At 39.1% G+C, this 22,503-nt stretch carries 21 protein-coding genes; all 21 read left to right on the top strand.

Features of this window, described 5'->3' with window-relative positions; all coding sequences use genetic code 11:
• The first annotated feature begins 7 nt into the window (after window positions 1-7).
• The 21 genes from AXF18_RS01930 to AXF18_RS01830 all read left to right on the top strand — a co-directional run bounded on the left by AXF18_RS01930 (window position 8) and on the right by AXF18_RS01830 (window position 22,371).
• Window positions 8-430, top strand: coding sequence for a hypothetical protein (locus AXF18_RS01930; protein ID WP_000747465.1), 423 nt, complete (start codon window positions 8-10; stop codon window positions 428-430).
• Entirely contained in the window at window positions 423-2,093 is a 1,671-nt protein-coding gene (locus AXF18_RS01925; RefSeq protein WP_065371407.1) for a cutinase family protein, read from the top strand. Before AXF18_RS01930 ends, AXF18_RS01925 begins: the two co-directional genes overlap by 8 nt.
• Entirely contained in the window at window positions 2,074-2,388 is a 315-nt protein-coding gene (locus AXF18_RS01920) for a hypothetical protein (protein WP_065371406.1), read from the top strand. The genes AXF18_RS01925 and AXF18_RS01920 overlap by 20 nt, the downstream gene beginning before the upstream one ends.
• Window positions 2,389-2,401: 13 nt before the next feature.
• On the top strand, window positions 2,402-2,710 hold the full coding sequence (locus AXF18_RS01915) for a hypothetical protein (protein WP_049479027.1): 309 nt from the start codon (window positions 2,402-2,404) through the stop codon (window positions 2,708-2,710).
• A 221-nt stretch (window positions 2,711-2,931) separates the two neighbouring features.
• A complete protein-coding gene (locus AXF18_RS01910; protein ID WP_001173991.1) occupies window positions 2,932-3,216 on the top strand; it encodes a WXG100 family type VII secretion target in 285 nt (94 codons plus the stop codon).
• Window positions 3,217-3,287: 71 nt separating this feature from the next.
• Window positions 3,288-6,317 (top strand): type VII secretion protein EsaA, encoded by a 3,030-nt coding sequence (gene esaA, locus AXF18_RS01905; protein ID WP_065371405.1) that lies wholly within the window; start codon window positions 3,288-3,290, stop codon window positions 6,315-6,317.
• 11 nt (window positions 6,318-6,328) lie between these two features.
• Window positions 6,329-6,793 carry a type VII secretion protein EssA gene (gene essA / locus AXF18_RS01900; protein ID WP_000720508.1) on the top strand — a complete coding sequence of 155 codons (465 nt, stop codon included), beginning with the start codon at window positions 6,329-6,331 and terminating at the stop codon, window positions 6,791-6,793.
• 65 nt (window positions 6,794-6,858) lie between these two features.
• A complete protein-coding gene (locus AXF18_RS01895; protein WP_000434883.1) occupies window positions 6,859-7,098 on the top strand; it encodes an EsaB/YukD family protein in 240 nt (79 codons plus the stop codon).
• Entirely contained in the window at window positions 7,099-8,370 is a 1,272-nt protein-coding gene (gene essB / locus AXF18_RS01890; protein WP_065371404.1) for a type VII secretion protein EssB, read from the top strand.
• A gap of 21 nt (window positions 8,371-8,391) precedes the next feature.
• Window positions 8,392-12,792, top strand: coding sequence for a type VII secretion protein EssC (gene essC / locus AXF18_RS01885; RefSeq protein WP_065371403.1), 4,401 nt, complete (start codon window positions 8,392-8,394; stop codon window positions 12,790-12,792).
• A gap of 11 nt (window positions 12,793-12,803) precedes the next feature.
• The gene (locus AXF18_RS01880; protein ID WP_042903179.1) at window positions 12,804-13,169 is read left to right on the top strand and encodes a hypothetical protein; all 366 of its coding nucleotides are present in this window, start codon (window positions 12,804-12,806) and stop codon (window positions 13,167-13,169) included.
• A 4-nt stretch (window positions 13,170-13,173) separates the two neighbouring features.
• A complete protein-coding gene (locus AXF18_RS01875) occupies window positions 13,174-15,351 on the top strand; it encodes a hypothetical protein (protein WP_065371402.1) in 2,178 nt (725 codons plus the stop codon).
• Between the two features lie 4 nt (window positions 15,352-15,355).
• Window positions 15,356-16,312, top strand: a complete 957-nt coding sequence (locus AXF18_RS01870) for a hypothetical protein (RefSeq protein ID WP_253678283.1) — start codon at window positions 15,356-15,358, stop codon at window positions 16,310-16,312.
• Window positions 16,299-16,688, top strand: coding sequence for a hypothetical protein (locus AXF18_RS01865; protein WP_065371401.1), 390 nt, complete (start codon window positions 16,299-16,301; stop codon window positions 16,686-16,688). The genes AXF18_RS01870 and AXF18_RS01865 overlap by 14 nt, the downstream gene beginning before the upstream one ends.
• 161 nt (window positions 16,689-16,849) lie before the next feature.
• Entirely contained in the window at window positions 16,850-17,089 is a 240-nt protein-coding gene (locus AXF18_RS01860; protein WP_253678282.1) for a hypothetical protein, read from the top strand.
• A gap of 140 nt (window positions 17,090-17,229) precedes the next feature.
• Complete coding sequence (locus AXF18_RS01855) at window positions 17,230-19,341, top strand: hypothetical protein (RefSeq protein ID WP_065371400.1); 2,112 nt, start codon at window positions 17,230-17,232, stop codon at window positions 19,339-19,341.
• 2 nt (window positions 19,342-19,343) lie between these two features.
• Entirely contained in the window at window positions 19,344-20,336 is a 993-nt protein-coding gene (locus AXF18_RS01850) for a hypothetical protein (protein WP_065371399.1), read from the top strand.
• On the top strand, window positions 20,333-20,728 hold the full coding sequence (locus AXF18_RS01845) for a hypothetical protein (protein ID WP_000066277.1): 396 nt from the start codon (window positions 20,333-20,335) through the stop codon (window positions 20,726-20,728). Before AXF18_RS01850 ends, AXF18_RS01845 begins: the two co-directional genes overlap by 4 nt.
• 144 nt (window positions 20,729-20,872) lie before the next feature.
• Entirely contained in the window at window positions 20,873-21,397 is a 525-nt protein-coding gene (locus AXF18_RS01840) for a hypothetical protein (RefSeq protein ID WP_065371398.1), read from the top strand.
• 9 nt (window positions 21,398-21,406) lie between these two features.
• Window positions 21,407-21,946, top strand: a complete 540-nt coding sequence (locus AXF18_RS01835) for a DUF3592 domain-containing protein (protein ID WP_065371397.1) — start codon at window positions 21,407-21,409, stop codon at window positions 21,944-21,946.
• A 17-nt stretch (window positions 21,947-21,963) separates the two neighbouring features.
• On the top strand, window positions 21,964-22,371 hold the full coding sequence (locus AXF18_RS01830; RefSeq protein ID WP_241502064.1) for a DUF5082 family protein: 408 nt from the start codon (window positions 21,964-21,966) through the stop codon (window positions 22,369-22,371).
• The last annotated feature ends 132 nt before the right edge of the window (window positions 22,372-22,503 follow it).

Below are 22,503 nucleotides of genomic sequence, written 5' to 3'. Positions count from 1 at the left end.
GAAAGAGATGAAAAAACGTACTTTACTTTGGCTAGTTATAGCCCTTGTAGTATTTGGAGGAGGCGCATGGATGGCACAGAAAACAAATCTATTTGGAGGAATAACTCTGAGCCCACGGGCTAAGCAGTTGGCTTATCTGAAGGAGCATGAAGAGGAGATGGCGAACTTTATAAAGTCTAGAAATCCTAAAGTCGAAAGTGTCCAATTTGATTGGGATAGTATGAAAGTAGAAAATATAGGAAATGGTACCCCTCAAGGTGGGGGATATATTATAACATTGGATGGAAAAATAAATAACAATGAAGATACTGAATTTACAATTGGTTTCCCTATAGAATATAATAGCAATAGTATTCCCAATATTAAGAAAATTTCTGAAATGCAACCGATAAGAGTTTTGAAAGGCAACGTATGGGAGATTTATGACTAACAGTAATTTAAAAACCTTTGATAATTTTTATGCGGATTTAGCGCAATCGGCTTATATTGGTCGTCCCAATAATTTTCCACCTAAAAATAATTCAATAGAAGCAAGAGTGTTTGACTATTCAAAAGAAATAATTTATAACGAAGAAATCACCCCTGGAGGTAAACATCTTCCCCATAATGGTAGAGTCTACTTGCAACCAGATCCTGAGTTGCGAGATACTTATAAAGTCACATCGACACCAGTTCCTGATGCGAATGGGATGAGGCAGGATGTTCATCACAAACGTTATCAAAAAGGACTCTTAACTGATGATGAAGCTGGTTTCAGTGCCTACTACTTAACGGATACGCCAACCTTGACTAATGATACCAAGAAAACCTATATGGCTATCCGCGGAAGTGATGCCATCAGTAAAGAAAATTGGAACGACTGGGTTGACAACGATGCTAAGTTCGCTCTCAATCATATCCATACGCCGCAAGCCAAGTTAGCGACAGTAGGAATGAAAACGAAGATTGCAGAGATGACTGAAAAAGCTCCGCAAGCTACGATGGACATCACAGGTCACTCCTTAGGGACCATAGTTTCTGCGCAAGGAGTAGCTGGCCTGACCGATGAGGAACTGGAGAAAATCGGCAAAGTGGTTCTCTTTGACGGTCCAGACACGACAAAGAGCTTAAAGAAAATGGGCCTCAGCGATGAGAAAATCAAAAAGATTAGCGAAAAAATCGAGTACTATGTCAATCCTTTTGATGTCGTGGGGATGCTCAATCGTGAGCATACCATTACTAAATTACCTGGGGACTCCGATGAACCCCTTAAGAAACCCGTCGGTAAAGTCAATGTCCTTGTCCCCCTTCATTATACCCAAATTACTGATCCGGAAAGCTCCCATGACTTTGGTGTTTTCCAATCGGATGGGAAGGGAAATTTGTTGACTGCGTCCGAGGATTTTCACCCGGAATTGCTCAGGGCAGGTGAAAAGTTGGCTCGATTAATTGCGACAACCTTGGATTCCCTCCGAGCTTTAGGAGTTGATGAAAATGTAGCAGCTAATATTTTAGATTCTATTATGAGGGGTGAGGCTCAAACAAACATGGTTATCGGCTATGTTGTTTTTGAGAATTTTAAAACAGAGTATGGTAAAATTGTCGAAGAAGCTCGTAAAGAATCGATAAAATGGGATAGAGAAGCTATTCCTCGTTATCAGGAACAACTGAGAAATGGCAATCTGACAGGAGAAAAGAGAATTTTGGTCCGAGCTCAGTTGCTCCAGACAGCAGCCCAGTTGGCAAATTTTGACATGGAAGATAAAGTGAAATATGTGAAAACCTTACTTTCAGATGCTAAGGAAGATATTCAAAATATGATAAAAGAAACAAGAAAGACAGCATTTGACATGGTTGGATATTTGTCAAGCTCAGAAGTTTCGAATCTGCTTTCTGGTTTTGATACAACAAGCTTTTGGGATGAAGGCGTTGCGAGCGATACGGAGACAGCAGCCAAATCCTTTCTGACACAAATCGAGCAGCTAGGAGAAAGCTTGGTTAAAGCAAGTGGTTCCTTTGAGACCATAGATACAAATAGTGCTGAAGATTTTAACAATCTATTGGCGAATGTAAAGCAAACATGGAGGGAGAAAAATGTTAGTCCTAACGGATGAGGATACTTTAATTACAAGAGAGCAACTCGACAGAGGCTTCAAGGAAAGAATGAAGGAACAAGAACGCCAAGCAGTCAGGGCCTTGGTAACTGCAAAAGAGTTGTCAATCCTTGCTAAAGGTGCGGAGCTAGTTAAAGAGTTGCAAGAAGCAGCCGCAGATATGAAAGAGTATGCTTCTAAGACCTATGTGGACAATATTAAGGGTGGATTTGAGGGGAAAGCAGCAGATGCCGCCGAAACTTACTTGACCCAGACCTTGCAAACTCCTACTTTACAAAGTCCAATCAAAAGCTAGGAGAAAACTAGTTATGGATAAAAAGGAACTTCAGAAACTAGAAGATGAACATAATCGTAAATTACGAGACTTAGAGCGTTTGGAGATGGATTTGGATGATGATTTCCACAAGTTTAGTAGGGAGACGGATCATCTCCTAGAGGCGCTTTCCTATGCATGTAGAGACAGTAGTTTTGCAGAAATTCAACCTTATATCTTTGAGATAGAGAACAATTTAGATAGTTATCATCAACTTTATAAGAATCGTATAGAGAATGTACTGGAAGCTCGCCACCAAGAGAATAAAAAATTTTATAGAAAGTTGGAAGAAAAGAATCTTTAACAAATATACCTTATAAAAGAAGGATGATATGAGTTTGTTATTATAGATAAAAAAAAGAAGTAATTATACAAGAAAAGTAGATAATTTAATCCTTCTTACTAGTTTTTAGATGGAAATAGCTCTTATTTTTTTATAAATAGAATAAAAAATGAATTTTAAACTTGCAATTGAGGCAAATTATTGATATAATGAGGGAGTAAATTAATATAAAGGAGTTTCACATGGCTTTAATTCAATTAACAACAGAAGAATTGCGCACCTCTGCTCAAAAGTACACTCAAGGTTCTGAGGAAGTAAGACAAGTACTTCGCACATTGACTCAAGAGCAAAATACTATCCGAGACAACTGGAAAGGTGCTGCTTTTGAGAGCTTTGATCGCCAATTCACAGAATTGTCTCCAAAAATTGAGGAGTTTGCAACTTTGCTTGATGAGATCAATGCACAGTTGAACAAGGTTGCTGAAATTGTTGAGCAAAACGACCAAGATCTTGCATCACAAATTTAATTTGTTATATAATTGGCTTTAGGAGGGCGAGAGCCTTCCTATTTTTTATGACGGAGAAGATTTAAAGTAATATGAGGAAGAATAGAATTTTTAAATATATAGGAAGTAGTCTGTTGGCATTAGGATTGCTTGCATTGATTATTTTTTTGAATCTATCTGTTCAAAAAAATACAACGATTAGCAATGAAAATAATGCAAAGGCTAATCAGCAGACAAAATTAAATGTAGCTATCGTAAATGAAGATAAGCCTGTCTACGTAGATACAAAAGAATACAATCTAGGTGCTAGTTATGTAAAAAATATCGAGCGTGATAATTCACAAAATTGGTCTGTTGTCCCTCGTGGAGCAGCTGATTCTGGGTTAGAAAGTGGGAAATACCAACTCGTTTTAACAATTCCTAGTGACTTTTCTGAAAAAATACTCGATATTAACAGCATCAATGTTGATAAGACAACCATCAATTATAAGGTGAATGCGCAAGGAAATTTGCAAGTAGAAAATGATGCAAATAAACTAGCGAAAGACATTGTTGCTGATTTGAATGGTCAGTTAGTTGACATGTATATGGCTAGTATTTTGAACAACCTTTATACAGCACAAAAGAATGTTCAAGCTAGCTCACAGATACAAGCGACCAATATCGGAAACTATCGTACGAATTTATATAATACAGCTATCAACTCTAAAAATCTTTTCCCAACTCTCTATAGTATGTCTAGTTCCTCTGTTGACGCCAACAGTGCTTTAAAGACAGGTTTGGAGGGCTACTCACAGATTTTTGGTCGTTTTGATGTTTCGCAGATTGCCTATGGTGAGAAGTTTGGAACTCTGCTTAAGAATAGAGTAGATGAGAAGAAAAATCATGCGGATGTTATCACTGGGCTCATTTCTCAGAGTCGGGAAGACGTTAAGGGACAAATTGAAACCTATAAGGAATTAATTAAAGCTCAAGGTAGTCTGACTGCGAATATAGACGGAACACCAGCATCCTCTGATGGTACGTCATCTGAAGTTGTACCTTCCTATAAAACAGTAGCAGAAAACATCAAAAAAGAGATTGAGAGTTTACAGACCAATCTAACAGATGAAAGAACGAAGTTTGAAAATCATAAAAAGGATATTCATAACTTTATTGATGAGAAATTAGCTACTTACTATGGAACAAGTGAGAAGAGCAACATCACTCTTGATCAATTTTTGGATAAAGCTGCAAACAAGGACCTAGAGAAGGCTGAAGAATCTCTCAAAGAGCAGTTGGCTTCTGCAATCTCAGAATTACCAAAAGAAAACTTTAGTGGAAAAGAATTTAATGGTTTTGGTATGACACCGATCACAATTCCTTCTGTAGACTATACTGAATTAAAAACAATCAAAGAGCCTAGTGACGAAATCAATTCGACTGATTTGAAGAATTTGGAAGATCTGGCAATCACGAGTACGAGTGCTGTTGGACGAACAGGAACAAAGGCTAAGGTATCATGGAAAGCTGAATCAGGAGTGACAGTTCACTCAGTCACTTATGATGGTACACCAGTTGAGTTTGGTCAAGAAATTGATTTAAAGACGGGTGGGACTTTTAAAGTAGCCTATAGTGTTGCAGAGGCAGCTCCGACTCCAACTACAGGTTCAACCGGGACTCCAAGCCCAGCTCCAAAAGCAGAGCTAAAATCAATTAATATTTCCTTGAATGATGTTCAAGCAGCTAGTGCTCCAGTAGATGTGTTACGTGTTCAGCAAGCTGCAGTGTCTTATGGACAAAAGGTTCAGAAAATAGCTTCTGACTACCAAAAGGTACAAGCACTCACACAAGCATATAATACTGTCAAAGAGTTAAAAAATAGTAATGTGTCTAAAGCATTGTCAGATATTTGGTTTGAAGCTATTAGTTCAAATCTGAAGAAGTATGAAGACAGCTTAACTGCACCTGTTAGCGATAAAGATACAGAGGGTGCTAAAGAGAAAGTAGATAAAGCCTTGTCATCACTGACTAAACTGAAGCCTGTTCTAGAAAAAAATGTGCAGGATGTTTTGACTACCAACCAAGAATTGAATACAAAAATCAATGAACAGTTAGAGTTGTACAAGAAGTTGGAAAAGAAACTAGATGATTTGGTTGAGAAGCAAGGGGGGAGCAATTCTGCTTTTGAAGAGACTAATAATCAATTGGCTACTCTAAATTCAGATTATGCAGCTCTCTTGTCAGAAACTACGGGTGTGAAGGAATCTTCTCAAAGTAATGTCAAAGCTGCAGAGTCTGTGAATGAAACTTTAGGTAATTTCAATCGTGAATTGTCAAACGCTCAAACAAGTACTGAAAAGTTGTCACAAGATGCTGACTCCTTGATGACGCAGTTTAACGAAGAATTGACTAACAATGGAAACTTTGTAGAATCCTTTGTGAAGGTTCTGAATAATGCCTATCAAAATGGGGTACCAAACGAAGTATTGTTGAACTTCTTATCCAATCCTGTTACCCAAAATGCTACTTCAGTGAAAGCGACTGTCAATGTTTACCGTCCATTTACATGGATTTTACTATTGGAGATTGTTAGCCTCTTTACAGCCTATCTGTTTGCAACTCAAAACGTTATTCGCAAAGTCAAAGATAAGTTCAAACTTGATAAGTTACATGATACAGACTTGATGACGGTAACCATCCTATCTGCTTTAAGTCTCGTTGTCGGATTGGTAGTTGGTGTTGTATCAAGTGTTCAGCTACAGGTTGGCCGTGAATATCAACCATCTTGGGTTCTATTAATTGTTTTAGCCGCATTTGTACTGATTCAAGGTCAATATCTATTGCTTAAACATTTCCGAGTGATTGGTATGGGACTCTCCTTCTTTATGATGATTAGCTTTGTCTACCTATCAAATGCTATTGGGACAACAGCAAGTCTAACTGGTTTCCCAGCATTTATCAAAAATCTCAATGCGTTATCGATATTAGAAGGTTTGCTCTCAGGATACTTTGATGGACATCCAGCAGCAATTATCGCTTTTGTTGCAACGATTGTTGTCATAGCTGTTTTACTTGTTATAAATGTTTTTATCAGAGAAAGTAGTTTGTGGTTTCAAGCAAGCCAAGTTGAGAAAGAATAGAAAATAGAAATATGAAGAAAATCATTCTTTTCCTTCTTACCTTAGTAACATGTGCAGCAGTCTCTGGGGCTGCTGCAGATGATTTGAAGGATAACAGTCTGCAGATTGATGATTCCCGACTTGAAAAGAAAGAGGGATTGAAATTTGGTCTACAGTCTGAACAAACCAAGGAGCTTTTTAATGAAGCAACTCAAAAGAGGTTGCAGGACATGCAACAGCATCAAGAGGAACAGTTGATCACAGAAAGGGGCCAACTGTTTTCTGCTATACAGAGACCAGTGAAAAAATCTTCTGAAGAACAGTTGTTTCAGCCCAATGCTCAAAAAACAATTAAATTTCAAACAAATATAGGCCATGTAGAAAAAGGTGGTCTGAATGACTTTCTTCCAGAGATATTCTATGTGGTGTTGATTTTCTTGCTTTTTGGAGCAACGGCAGTAATGAGTTATCGTGTGATGGTAGAAGGGATGGACTAATTTTTTAACTAGTCTGTCTAACTAACTTAGAAAAGGATAAACCAGACATAGGAGGCGTGTAAAAGGTGGAGCAACATATCAATATTACCCTACGTTTGAGAGAAAGAGATGTGGATATTCGCATTCCACGGCGAATTGAAGTGCGCCGGCTGGTGCGAGAAGTGGATACGATTTTTAATCCAGGTATCAAGCGAAAAAAATATCAATTAAGAATTGTCAATAAAGGTTTGTTGATTGATGAAGGGAAACATCTGTCTGATTATCCTATGACGACAGGAGATTTAGTAGAAATTGAGGAGATATAGGTGGCTGAAGAAAAATTTGAATTTGGTGGACAGTCGTTTGTCTATGAAAAAAATGAAACAAACTGGGAATTAAAACTCAAACGTTCAGATGTTGCGAGTCAAGATTTACGGGAACTGTTACTATTGGATTTGCATCATCCATTCTTTTTGGAGCAATCGATGGTGTCTGATGAGGATAGTGTCACCTTCTCCTATCAAGTCGAAGCTCATGGACTGACTTATGAGGAAATAAAGGAACGTACCATTTCGGAAAGAATCCGTTTGGCCCTAAACGTTTTTCGTCTAGAGGGCGCCTTGGAGTTACCTGTGACTTTCCTTTTGCACCCAGTAAATCTCTTTATTACCAAGGATGCTCAGGCTAAGATTGCTTATCGTGGAATTCCTGGTCTGATGGTTCCTCAATCAATATCCTCAGAAGATTTTTTACGCCAGGCTAAATGTTTTACAGTAACACTATTTAGCGATTTGGATTTCATGGATCTTTATAATGGTTCCTTGGAATTAGAGACCTTGCCAGACTTCTTAAATGATCTATGTCAGGCAGATGATATAGAGGCTGCAGTAGCTGTTTTGGAGAAGTACTACACGGAGAAGGCTTCGAAAGAACGAGCAGACTTGGTCTTGGTTCCAAGTAGACGCCATCGTGTCTTTAAACTGGCAACGATTTGGTTAACAGCCAGCGTTGTCTTGCTAATCGTTCCACTGATCTATCTGATTTTTGTGCAAAATCCTTTCAAAGAAAAGATGTTGCAGGCTGATACTGCCTTTATTAAAGTGGATTATAGTGGTGTTATTACAGAATTAGAGAGAATTGATCCAGCTAGCTTGCCGAATACGCAAAAGTATGAGTTGGCTTACTCTTATATTCAGGGGTTGGAATTTTCTTCTGAACAAAAGAAAGTCATCTTGAACAACGTAACACTCAAGTCAGATGAGCTTTATTTGACTTACTGGATCCAGGTTGGGCGCAATCGTTTTGAAGAGGCTCTTGATATTGCGAAACGGATTAACGACAGTGACTTGATTCTCTACGCTTTGACTCAGGAAATCAAGCAGGTTCGAGAAGATGGCAACTTGTCAGGAAAAGACCGTGAAAGTAAGTTGAATACTTTGGAAAGCGAGTATAAGAAATACTGGGATAGTCGAAGTGAGCTACTAACGAGTGAATCAAGCTCCAATGCTTCTACAACTCCTAATCCGCAAGACAAGGCTTCTGAAAGCAAACCGTCATCTGAGAAGAAACCTGTTCCAAGTAGCTCCTCTAGCAATTAAAGTAGACCAAGGAGAGAAATTATGAAAAAACAAATCATTTTCTACAGCCAAGGTCTGCGTTATGAAGTAGAACTGGGTGTAGATAAGACGGTCTTGATCGGGGCGACTGAAAAGGCCCAAGTCTACCTTTATCAACAGGAAAGACCGATTCAGCTCAAGGTCGATGGTGACGAGGTCTTTTATCAGTACGACGATGAAGTGGGACTCTTGAAAGATGGTCTGCGTTTGGGTGAGGTCGTCTTTTATCTCCGAGAAGGGGAGCCAAGGGTTTATGACCTTTTGGATTTATCAGAGTTTCAGATTGGCTCTCAAAAAGGTGCATTGATCACACTAGATGGAGATGTTGAACTCTTACTCCAAAAATCCCAAAATCAATGGAAGCTAACTCGACTAAAAGGCGCATTTTATCGAAACAATCATCTGGAACAAATGGACCAGCAATTGATTGGTTTTGGAGATGAGTTGAGTCTAGGGGCGGTGACGATCAAGTTCTATCCAGATGAAGTATGGGTCCAGGGTCCTGCCCAAGTTGGGCCACAACTGACTCTGAGAGAACCATCTCGATATGGTTTTTATGAAGATTATCCAGATTATCATCGTTCTCCACGGATCATCTATCGTGGTAGCGAGGATAAAATCTTGATTAATCCCCCAGGCCAGGAACCGGTTAAACCGAGCGATGAACTGTTAAAGCTGATCGTTCCTCCTCTGATGATGGTCGGAGTAACCGTCTTAATCACCTTGATTCAACCTCGAGGGATCTATATTCTTGCGACAGTAGGGATGTCCATAACCACAATGATTTTTTCTATCCGTGGTTTTATCAAAAATCGTAAAAAGTATAAGGCTGATAAGAAGGAACGGGTCGATCTCTATCGTCTTTACCTGAAAGATAAGGTCAAGGAATTGACTCGTCTGGAACGAGAACAAAAAGAAGGGATGCACTATCATTTTCCAACGATTTTAGAGTTGACGGACTTGGTTGAGAGTTACAATCACCGGATTTATGAAAAGACTCCCTTGCATTTTGACTTTTTATACTATCGCTTGGGACTTGGGAAAATGCCGACTAGCTATGACTTGAAATACGGTCAACAGGAGCGTAGTGGTAAGAAGGATGCTCTAGAAGAAGAGGGTTACGCTCTCTATAGTCGTCACAAAAAGATCCCAGATATGCCAATCCCGGCAAACCTCAGCCATGGACCAGTGGGTTATATTGGACCTAGAAATCTCGTCCTAGAGCAACTGCAGCTTTTGGTGATGCAGCTAGCGACTTTCCATTCTTATCATGATGTGCAGTTTATTACGATCCTGCCTGAAGAGGAAAAAGAGCAATGGTCTTGGATGCGTTGGCTTCCTCATGCCAAACTGCAAGAACTCAATGTTCGCGGTTTTGTCTACAATCAACGAACACGGGACCAAGTTCTGAATAGTTTGAACCAAATCTTGAAACTACGCCGTAGTCAAAAGGAAGAAGCAACCCACAAGGAGAGCACCCTCTTCCATCCCCATTACGTGGTTCTAGTGACCGATGAAAAGTTGATTTTGGATCATATCATCATGGAGTTCTTTACCGAAGATCCAACGGAATTAGGCTGCTCTCTCATCTTTGTAGAGGATGTCATGAGTTCCTTGTCTGAGAACATCCAGACAGTGATCAATATCAAGGACCGTAATACAGGTCAACTGGTCATGGAAGAAGGAGTCTTGAAAGAGACGGACTTCCGTTTGGATCATTTCCCAGCAGATTATGACAAGGAGCGGATCGCCCGTACCTTGGCACCGCTCAATCACCTCCAAAATCTGAAGAGTTCGATCCCAGATTCTGTGACCTTTATGGAAATGTATGGGGCGGAGACCTTTGAGGATTTGCAGGTATCGAGCCGTTGGAAAAAGAACGCACCTTACAAGAGTTTGGCTGTGCCAATTGGTCTGCGTGGTCAGGATGACCTGGTTCAGCTCAATCTGCATGAAAAAGCCCATGGACCTCATGGTTTGATCGCAGGGACGACTGGTTCAGGAAAGTCAGAAACCATCCAATCCTATATCCTATCCCTTGCTGTTAACTTCCACCCTCATGATGTGGCTTTCTTGCTGATCGACTACAAGGGTGGTGGGATGGCCAATCTCTTTAAAAACCTACCTCACCTCTTGGGGACGATTACTAACTTGGATGGTGCCCAATCCATGCGAGCCTTGGCTTCGATCAATGCGGAGATCCATCGTCGTGAACGACTCTTTGGAGAGTTTGAAGTCAACCATATCAATCAATACCAGAAGAAATTTAAAAACGGAGAAGCGACAGAACCGCTCCCTCATCTCTTTCTCATCTCAGATGAGTTCGCAGAGCTCAAGGTCAACCAGCCAGACTTTATCAAGGAGCTGGTATCCATCGCGCGTGTCGGACGTTCCCTCGGGGTCCACTTGATCCTAGCTACTCAGAAACCATCTGGTGTGGTGGATGATCAGATCTGGTCTAACTCACGCTTCAAGATCGCCCTTAAGGTGGCAGACCGTTCGGACTCCAATGAAATGCTTCATACACCGGACGCGGCCGAGATTACTCAGACAGGACGTGCCTATCTACAGGTCGGGAATAACGAAGTCTATGAGCTCTTCCAGTCAGCCTGGTCAGGGGCAGATTACCAGCCGGACAAGGACGATATGGGGATCGAAGATCATACCATCTACTTGATCAATGAATTGGGCCAATATGAGATCTTGAATGAAGACCTATCAGGCTTAGAAGATGTGGATGAAATCAAGGAAGTTCCGACAGAGTTGGATGCGATAGTGCACCATATCCAGCTCTTGTGTGAAGAACAAGAGATTCCTCCAGTACCACAGCCATGGTTACCACCGCTCAAAGAGCGCATCGCGTTAGACGAGCTGGAAGAAGTGCAACCGACAGTAGCCTGGACACAAGAGAAACCACTCTCTGTCCTCTTGGGGATGGCGGATATCCCGCAGGCCCAGAAGCAGGAAGCTGTCTCTATCAATCTCTCCAAGGATGGTCATATCCTCCTCTACGGAAGTCCGGGTACAGGAAAGACCACCTTCCTTCAGACAGCTGGTATGGACTTGGCTCGCAAATTCAGTCCAAAGGCCCTTACCATGTACTTGATGGACTTTGGTACTAATGGTTTGGCTCCATTGTCCAAGCTTCCACAGGTGGCGGATACCATGCTTTTGGACCAAACAGAGAAGATCTCTAAGTTTGTACGAATCATGGAGAGAGAACTTAACCGTCGTAAGAAACTCCTTGCGGACTATGGTGTTGGGACCTTAGACCTCTACCGTCAGGCCAGTGGTCAGGAAGAGCCGGCTATTGTCATCCTCTTAGATAGCTATGAGGCCTTCAAGGAAGAAGCCTATGAGGCGGAACTCTTCAAGCTCTTGGTGCGTATCTCTCGTGAAGGTCTCAGTATCGGGGTTCACCTCTTGATGACAGCCGGTCGTCAAACCAACCTTCGTGCTCAACTCTATTCGAACTTCAAGCACCAGTTGAGCCTGCCACAGAATGAGGCAGGTGAAGTGCGAGCCATCGTGGGCTCTACCCCACTCGCAATGACCATGGAAGACATCAAGGGACGTGCCCTTATGAAGCGTGAAGAGGTGGATGTCATCCAGCTGGCACTTCCAGTTTATGGAGCTAATGACACCCAAGTCCTCAATAACCTGCGCCAAGCAGTCGCTTCCCTCCAAGAAGCCTGGACCGGACAGCGCCCAAGTGCCATTCCGATGGTGCCAGAGGAGTTGACGGAGAAAGACTTCTATAGCCGAGCAAGCGTGCAGACTGCCTATGAACACGGACTTGTGCCATTAGGACTGGACTTGGAGACAGTTGAGCCTGTTACTTGGAATCTGGCTAAAGGAAATCTCCTTTACTTAACAGATAAAGAAGAACAGATGACGGCCTTGGTGAAACACATTGCCAAAGGGAAACAGAAGGTCATCGTCTTGGCACCGAAGTATCATAGTCTACCTGAAATGGAAGGTGTGACGATTCTTGCAAGTCCAGAGGAATATCTAGAAGGATTAGATATGATGGAGTTCAAGATTCAGGAACGTTTAGAAGGTAAACAGCGAGAGCATGTCGCAACAGTAGTTATCTACAATTTAACTGAATTGGTGGGAGAATTAAATTCAGAAGCGCTTGATACATTGGCTTATGTCCTAGATAAAGGAACTCGAGCTGGATATGCTTCAATTGTAATGAGTTCACCACTAATCACCAAGCATATTGATGTGGTCTCAAAAACTGCTCGTTCTTATAAGCAGGCTATTTTAGCACTTCGCTTAAGTGATCAATCAGTTCTGACAGTGACCAACAGACCTGTCCGTGAGCCACAGTTGGAAGAACAAGAACATTACTATGTGGCCGATGGGTTGGCAAGTAAAATGAAAGTATTAATGATATAGAAAGGGAAGAAATGGGAAGAGCAGAGATACAAGCAGAAATTAATGAAATAAATCAATCTATATCATCTTTAACGACAGAGATTGATAAATTTGTTGAAATAAAAAAATCTTTAACATCATTTCCGACAACGATTAGTTATGTATTGGTAAGTGATGAAAATATCAAAAGTGGTTATAATCTAGCTGGAAAGAAATATTCAGAGCAAACTACTTCAGAGCAAGAACTTTTGAAGAATCTTAAACGAGACTTTAATACAAAAATTGATAATGTTTCCGAAAAAGTCTCTAAGAAAATTCAAGAATTAGAAGAAGAAAAGAGTGATTTGGCAATAAGAAAGTTCCTTTTAGGCATTGACTTGTTAGCTACGAAGGAGTGAAAATATGAGTGAAGTTATTAAAGTATATGATTTACCAGCAATAGAACGGTATGCAAAAGCAATTCAGGAGTTTTCTAAAAATGTTGAGTCAGCATCTGAGGAAACAGAACGACAATTTAATACTAAGACAGGGAATAACACTGATGAAGCACTTGCGCTGACAGCCTTTTTTGAGCGTTTAAATTCTTTACAAAATCAAGTATTTCACACATTCCCTCAGTATATAAAGCATTTCTCAGGGAGTATTTCACACTTTGAAAATAGTATTAGTGATGCTGGGTTTGATAAGGAGGCCTGGACTAGTGAAACTGGTATGCAAGAGGTAGGGACTAAATTGACTGGCGAAGGAGAAGATAGTCAATTATATGCCGTGAAAGATACCATAAAAAATCTTCAATCTTTACTGGATACTGCAACTACAGCTCTTGGGATAGAAAATGAGAGCTTAGAAGCAACAAAAACAGCTGCAGAAGGAGGTTTGACAGGTGCAAAAGATAGTCGTCAAGCAACTCATAATACAATTCAAAGTGCTCATGATACATTTAACACAACCTTATTTGACGTACTTTCTGGGCTAATGGATTTGAAAAATAATATTGAGGTCGCTCAAGCAAAGATTGCGGTTACGCCCAAAGTTGTAATGGATTCTATTAAAAACAAAACTCTTACTCCAGATAAGATTTATTATCTTGATGCGATACAAAGCAAATCAGATGCAAAGATTATGACAGTAATTTTGAGTGAGGCTGATTATACTGATAAAAGAGCATTCTTTACAGATTTAGCAAATGTGAATACAAAGGATTCTAGCCTAGGAGTAGGGCAGATAATTGTTGAGCGTTTGATGTATGAAGTTCATCATGCTGAAAAAGACGGAAGTGTCCCTAACCTATCAATTTTTATGGCAGCCTTAACTCAACGAGATAAAGAAAGTGTAAAAGACTATGCATTGAGGTTGTCTGCGGCAGCTGAAGCGACAGGAAACAGTTATAAAGTACAGGTGGATACTCTGATGCCAGAGTTTCCTCCACCAGGATCTCCTAAAGAGGCTTATACTGAGTATTTCAATAGAAAAAATAGTGCCGAAGTTCGTGCAGCAGTTTTGGCATTGAATAATAAAGTAGAGTGGTATGAAAAACTAAACAGTCTTTTTATGTATACTGCTATGAATGATATGGGGAAAGGGAAGACAAGTCTTCAAGTTCCAAAACCGAATGGTGGTTTCGAAAGTCAAATTTTTTCCACTAATCATTCATTTAAAGAAGGTAGTTTTAAATTAACAAAAGAGACTGATGGGAAAGGCTTTTCTTTCACAGTTTTAAATAGAACTTTTGTTTCTACAAATGTTAAGTCTGAAATCATTGATGAAAAAACAGCACTAAATATTCAAGAGAACAGTGACAAAATCAAAGATTTGAATGCAGAAAAGTCGAAGCTCTTTGCTTCAACGGTTCTAAATACAGTTAAAGACCTTGGTAAGTTATATGCGCCTGCAGGTGTCATGATTGGGATTGTTGAGGCTGGTATGAGTTCAGATAAGGATATTAAAAAGGTTATCAATGGCGCGGAGGCGATTTCTTCACCAGTTTTATTAGATCAAATTCCGGAACACAAGTATAGTAATAAAGCTAAAGGCTTGACAAAAATTGCAAAAAATATTTATGATTATTTTGAAAAAAGTGAAAATTACGATAAAGAAATTAAAACCCTTAAGAAAAGTAGTGAGGCCGAATTTTGGCAATATGGTGGGACTTCTTTCACAAACGATGATAAATCTAAGAGTAATTCTCAATATATCAGTCCTAGCTACGATGTAGAAGCCTATCTGAAGCAACAAGATCTAAAGAAAAATGGTCTGCGAACTTACATTGCAGAGACGGCCATTAGTAATGGACAGGATCCATATGAAGTATTGAACAAGTTTGATGAAGCAATTGATCGTAGTGAATTAAGTGGTGATTACGATGCGGATATGAAGGCTCTTTTGAGAGGGAAACCCAATCCTAATCGCAGTCTAGAGTGGATTGGTTTTGAGAAGTTGTATAATGGGCTCAAGGATGCGGAAACAGCTATTAATAAACCTCAATCATCTGAAAATTATCCGTCTTATTTCACTCGAGATTCTTATCGACAATGGTCTTATTTAGGTTATGTAAATGGAGTAGGTGCAGGAGGAAACTGATACGATGAGGAATATATTATCAAATAGGCGTGCTTTTCAATTTGTGTTAGCTAGCCTAATTCTTATCCCTTTCATTATAGTTGGTATTATTGGATTCCAACAATTTTTTAAAGAACCTGAAAAAGTCGAGTATTCCATTGAAGAATACCATTCTGTAAAAGAAAACGTATATTTTTTCGGGAATCAACGAAAATTCGTTTTAGTGCGTAGAGGTTCTTTTGGGAATGGTACCTATCTTTATACAACCGAGCGGAAAGTGATGACAAGTAAAGGTGGAGTTGATTTAACCGATAGAAAAAACAGGCCCAAATCAGATTATTGGAAGATTCGTCTTTATGACTATAGAACAGAAGATTTAGCCGATAAAGAAGTGGATCTAAACAAAGTAGTCGAAGACTATGACGCCAGTTTTTTTCCGATTGATTTCAGAATCTTCACCTATCGTAATAATCCCAAGAACGTCATCAATATAGAAGTTAAAGACAAACAAGGTACTATGAAAACCTTTGTTTTAAACATTGATAGCGGAAAAGTAGAAGGAGAGTATCAAAAGCGTTCAGATATCTATGAAGCGGGTCCTTACTTTTATTATACGACACTAGATCAGTATGCAAAAGATAAGGGATACTTAGTGGATCACCTCATCAGTATTTCTAGTGATTTTAAAGAGGAGGGCAAGGTTATTGATACCAACATCAACCTCTTTGAGGAATATCCTGAAATTGAGAAAAAAATAACTGAAGAAGGTTGGATTCTTAATCCTCAAGAAGAATACGTGACCCCAGAGGAATGGTTTGACAAAGTTTTGTACTGGATGGCGCCTAAGGGAGAAGACAAACTGACGATTTATGGTATAGATACTAAGGGTCAGGTTTCTGATACCCCACTCACGACTTATGCAGAGTATCAAGCCTGGGTTCAAAAACAACGATCAGAAGGGAATATAAATGAAACGAATTGATCCTGAGAGAATAAAGAGTATAAAAGCGAGTATCAACGCATCTACTAATGAAATACCAGATGACATTCGCTCGCTGATTGATGCGCCAGTGACAGGTAATTTTGAAGACTGTGTTAAGCGAACCAAAGCAACAATGGAGAGCTTAGTAACAACGGTTGATTCGCTTGATCAGTATTTAGATAGTGTAGCAGATGCTTTTGCGGCAACAGAAGCCGCTTTAGCTGCGGCAATTGATGGAGGTATCTATATTAAAGCTCCTGAGTCACGAGCAGAACGTAGAGAACGTTATATCCAAGGCGGAAAAGATTCTAAGGAACGCCATAATCGTAGGAAAATGGTTGAAATCGCAGAGAGTCAATACAAAGATTTTCCATAAATATATGAATCACCTGAATTCATTTCAGGTGGTTTTCTTTTGCTTTCCACTTCTTCTCACGTTATCTATCATGTGGTATAATAGAACAAGAACACTACTATGTTTCCGATGGGGTAGCAAGTAGAATGAAAGTATTAATGATATAGAAAGGGAAGATAGCTATGGCTAAAGATATTAAAACTATTATAGCGTTGACCAATGCCTTGTATAGCGCTTCGTCAGTAACAAGCCAAGCGGCTAGTAGAAAAGCAGAATTAGAAGCTGAGCGAAAGAACGTTAAAAATGAATCTACAGATATCTGGACATCCTCATCGTTGTCATCTTATATTGCAGGCGAAAAGTATGATGATGAGGTAAAACAAGAGAGAAGATTTGGACAAATTAGAGAAAATGCTGTCTGAAAAAAAGGATGAGATTTTGTCTTTGCTGGATAGTAAGATTTCGGAATCAGAATCAGATTTACAAAGCGCTCGGTTGGCAGAATCAAATGCCCGGTACGCCTTAAATATGGCTTTAAATGGCAACTAGAAAGGAGAGGTAGATGTCGATACAAGTGAAAAATATAGCCGGTTTAGACAGCTATGGAACTAGTATTCATAGTTTTGGCGGACGTTTTGAAGAAGCGGCGAGTGATACAGTCCGAGAGTTTAATACTAGCCTTGAAGGTGAGAAGGCAGAGGCCATTAATGCATTCTTTGAGAAGTTGAATGCGATACAAACAACGGTATTTAAAGATGCTCCAAAGGCTGTCATGACCTATGGTCAACAAGTTTTCACCTTTACGGGAGAATTGAAAGGTTTGGGTTTTTCTTCCTTGGCTTTTACAGATGATGAATCTATGACCACTCTAACGAACTCTTTGGAAGCCCAGCAACGTGATGTAATTGCAATAGTAAAAAGTAAAGTCATAAAAGTAGTTCAGCAAGCTGTTGATGTAATGGGAGAAGGGGATGCCACAATTTCTAATTTTGATTCCACAGCTGACAGTTTGATTTTGGAGGAAGTGAAGTCTCGAAAGGAAACACATAAGGGAATTAAGACTGCTCATGAAAAACTAGAGACTGACATAACAAAGTCAGCCGAGACCTTTGAGTCTTTAGCAATTTTGACTCAAAATGCCAAGGCCATAACTTCTATTCCAGCTTTAAATATTTTGGATGCTATCCAACGAGGTGATTTAAGACAGGATAATGTCAATTATCTTGATGCGGCTTATACCTCTGATGATGTTGAAATCATAAAGGTTTTAATTTCTGAATCTAGATATAAGACAAAAAAAGACTATTTTGAAAAATTAGCCAGAGCGAAAGTGAATGATGCTAGTCTCCCAACGACGATGCTAGTTGCCAATCGTCTAGAAAAGGCTGCTGAGAAAGGTGAAGTTGATGGATTAGGGGCATTCTTTGAGGTTCTTTCTAATCGAGATGTGAAAGAGGTTCAAGTCTATACAGCGAAATTATCATCTAGTATTGATACGATTGTAGATGGCCTTAATGCTAAGGGGCAATCGTTGAGAAAGCCTATGCCAAAAGACTACAATAGTAAAGAGTATGAAGAATGGTTAAAAGAGGAAGAGGAAGCAAAAGAACGCTTAAAAGCATTAAAGGAAACCTCCGTTCGCTATGGTCGTCTAAATAATATTTTAACGTATATGAATACTGAAAAATTTGGAAAGGTTACCATAACAGTTAAAGGAGTCGCCCAAGAAAATGGGAAGACTGGTGATTATACAGTGTCGACTAAACGAAATATTAAAGCAGGAAGTTTTACCTCTTCGAAGAAGAATGGTGAATATACCTTTACAATCCAAGATTTAGGAATAGATCGAAAAGATGGCTCTGAAACGATTAGTGTAAGTAGTTATAAGGAGCAGGATCAGCTTAAAAAATTAGATAAAATGGAAGAACTTAGAAAGCAAAAAGACCGTTTATGGCTGGAATCGGCTTATAATACAACTAAGAACATTGTATCTATGAACCCGGCTGCAGGTTTCTTTTGGAATATGGTAGAAGCAGCAGCAGCAACCAAAGAGGAGAAAAACATATTTGATGCTATAGCTAAAAATGGTACAAAGGCACTGAGTGAAACTGATTTTAAAAAATATAAGAATATAAAAAAAGCTAGTTCACATGTTGCTGGTGGTTTCTTAGAACATTTTGAGAAAGCTCAAAAGATTCAATCAGAGTTGGAAAAAACTGATAACGATCTTTTAAATCAAGAAATGGATACAGGTGCTACAGCAATAAAAGAAGGAAATAGCTATAAGCATATTTCTGGTCAATCTCGTTATGACTTTGAGGCCAATCTTCGGATGGCAGACCTCCAGCAGAATGGTTTACGAGGTTATTATTTCCGTCGGATTTTAAAGGAAAAAGGAAATAATGTAAAAGATGCTGTAGTTAAATTTAAAGAAATAGAAAAACAGTTAAATGCGATTGAACCATCTGGGGACTATACAGAGGAAGTGAAATCTCTTTTCAGTGGGGATGGCAGTATTTCTCCTGAGCAACTGGGTGGAGAAAAGCTCGTAAAAGGATTGAGAGAATTTGAAAATGTAACACAGGATATTAAAGACTATAATTTTACCTATGATAATTATGGTAAAAATGAGGATCTTTATTTCAATCACTTAGTTGGAATAGGAGGGAACTAATAGTGAACAAACAGGTATTTAGGAATCGGAAAGTCGTCTGGTCTCTCCTTCTTCTTTTTCTAGTCATAACGGGAGCTTGTTTCTTACTTCTCTTGAAGCCCAGTCAACCCTCAAAAGAACCAGAGTATAGAATGCGAACCGCTATGGGAAAATCGGACTTTCAACTATTTGGAGATAAGAACCAATATATCCTTGCGCCTAGCAATAAAGGGAGTTTATTTGTCAGTAAAACATATGCGATCACAGATGAGTACAAGACTTTTATAGTAGAGGATGAAAAAAAGCTACATACCTTACCTCATCTCCAGATGGAGGGAGAGTATCGGAACTTGATTTTGTATAATTTAGACGAGGAGGGCTTGCCTGAACGAAAGATTGACCTTTTTCAGGCAGTGCGAAGCTACAATCAGAAAAGCGTTCCTACAAGACTGATTGGCTCGTATTACGTTGGGGATACTCACTACTTTGGGTTAGAAATTGTAGATTTAACCGATGAAGAGAATCGAAGTTACAAAACAGTCTATCTCAATGTGGAGACGGAAGAAGTGGTGGATCTTCCAAAAGACACAAAGTTTGGAATGAATGATGATATAAGCGATACTGCAAGAATAACAAACTACGATAAGATTATAGACTCTAAGGGTTATTTTGATCCTTCGAATAAGATACTTGCAGATAAGCATGAAGGGAGCATCCCGGACCCTAACATCAATCTCTATAGTCTTTATCCAGACCTAGAAGATAAACTCATCAATCAGAATTGGGCACTTTATGTTCGTCCAGATAAGGTTACACCGGATGAGTGGTTTGACACCCTTCTTCATTGGTTCGCACCCAAGGGGGAAGACCTCCTAACTGTTTATGGACGCAATGATGATGGGAAAGCCTCAGATGTTCAGATTCATAACAGCCAAGAGGCGAATGCCTGGTTGGAGCAACATCCTGCCCTTAGAAATATAGACTACTATAGACCAGACGGGAGTGATAAAGAGTGAGTAATAAGAAAATTAATCCGGATAATCTCAGCCGAGTGAATGGTGCATTTAAAGATATGAGTGGCGAGCTAGAACATAACGTTTCGGACCTCATTTCTTCAAGTGCGACGGAAAAGATAGAAGCTGCGACAGATGGTATTAAGAAACTCTCTAAGGAAATGGTGGAGACGATTAGTTCCTTAGATGAGTATCTTGGGGCGGTTGGTGAAGCCTTTCGAAGCGCAGATGCGAGTATGGCTCAGTCCATCGGTCAGAATATGTATACGAAAGCTCCTGAGTCACGAGCGGAGCGTAGAGAACGATATATCCAAGGCGGAAAAGATTCCAAGGAACGCCACAATCGTAGGAAAATGGTTGAAATCGCAGAGAGTCAATACAAAGATTTTCCATAACTATCTGAACTCACCTGAATTTAATTCAGGTGAGTTTTTCTATTATAAGTTTCGTATGATATAATTAAATACGAATAATATTAAGGAGTTAGAAATGAAAATAGGAAAAGGAATTAATTGGATTTTGAATAGAAAGGTGAAAAAATGAAGAAGCTGTTTGTTATAATTTTATTGTTAATACTTGGAGGTTGCTCTAATGGGATTAAAGATAAAGAGGCTAATAAAAATGAGACGATTGTCAAGGAGGAGAAAAAATTAAAATTTGTAGTAGCACCACAATATGAAGGTAAAACGTCGGAATTAATAGAGTTTGGAAAGAAATTAATTGAAGAACATCCTGAGGTAGGTAATCAAGGAGAAGTTACTCTATACTATTCTGGTAGTACATATACATTTAATGAGCAGGAGTATGCAGTATTTATAATATTAAACAAGACGGATACTGACATTAATCATGATGCTAAATTTAAAATTAGTTGGAGTTATGCGGGACAGCAAATCTACCAAAATGAATTAGTTGAATACAAGATTTCTGAAAGCGGGGAGCTGCCTACACAATCTGCAACAATTTTTTTACTTCCTTTAACAACTGAACAGAAATCGATTGCTACAAAGATTGTAGATGAAAGAAAAATGAACCTAAGTATTTCAGATATTCAAATGAAGTAGGAGAACTATATGTCAGATTTAAAGCTTTATTTTTTGTTGCTATTTGGAGTTTTATTACTCTGTTCATCTGTACTTTTCTTTTTCCGTTATTTTTACAAAAGAGAACTAAGAATTAAAAATTTATCTACTGCATGTGTTGAGGGAGTTGTAGTAGGATACAAGTATTCAAAACCAGCAGGTCCTCCAATTGTTGAATATAAAGTTGATGGGCGGACTTATCAAAGAAATCTGGACTACCATAGAGTTATTCTCATATCAGTTCCTTGGAAGAGTGTACAAGCCACTTCTAGGTCGGAGTTATTAGCTCAAAAGATAACAATTTATAGAAATTCTGTCGTTTCTGTTACACGTGTTTTGGAAGATGCTTTTCCAAAGGGCTCAAAGATGACTGTTTGGTATAACCCTGCTTGTCCCAAAGAGTCCTTTGTTGAGAGATACAGTGGTATGGAAGTGGTGTATAAGCGTCAAGTATGGATATGTATGGCAACATTAATTTTAGCACCCATCTTGTTGACAATGGTATTTATATTGAATGCAATTTATAAATAGTAAATTTAAGGGTAGGAATGGTGTCAAACGCTAGTCAGCAAGCTGCAATTCAATCGCAGATTAGTTCAGCTCGATCAAAAAAAGAAGGTTATTTAGAAGAGGCAAAAAAAGTCAAGGAAATATATGACGAATTAAGGAAAATTAAAAGTGAGTTTGTTAAGCAAAAAAAAGCTGTAGCTTCTAAAAAAGATGAACATGATGATTCCTGGACTGGAAATTTGCATGATACGAAATTTGTTACCCCCGCAGGTAATCTGATTTCATATTTTGATTCTAGTATTAAGGCCATGGACGAGAATATTGATGAGTTACTCATAAAAATTAATGAGTATGAGAATAAAGCTTTGGAGATGGATGGACTTATTGGTCAGCTAGGAATATTGTTAAACAATATAAGTGGTTGGATTGAAAGTTTCTTCAACTAACTGCAAAATTTCATGAACCACCTGATTTTATTTCAGGTGGTTTTCTTTTGCTTTCCTCATCTTCTCACTGTAACACTCATATGGTATAATGGGATAAGGAAATTTTCCTTCTAGTACCTTGAAAATTCTATA

Origin of the sequence: Streptococcus sp. oral taxon 064 (genome assembly GCF_001683375.1) — a bacterium.
GTDB classification, from domain to species: Bacteria; Bacillota; Bacilli; order Lactobacillales; family Streptococcaceae; genus Streptococcus; species Streptococcus oralis_S.
This window is presented reverse-complemented; position numbering and strand designations above follow the sequence as displayed.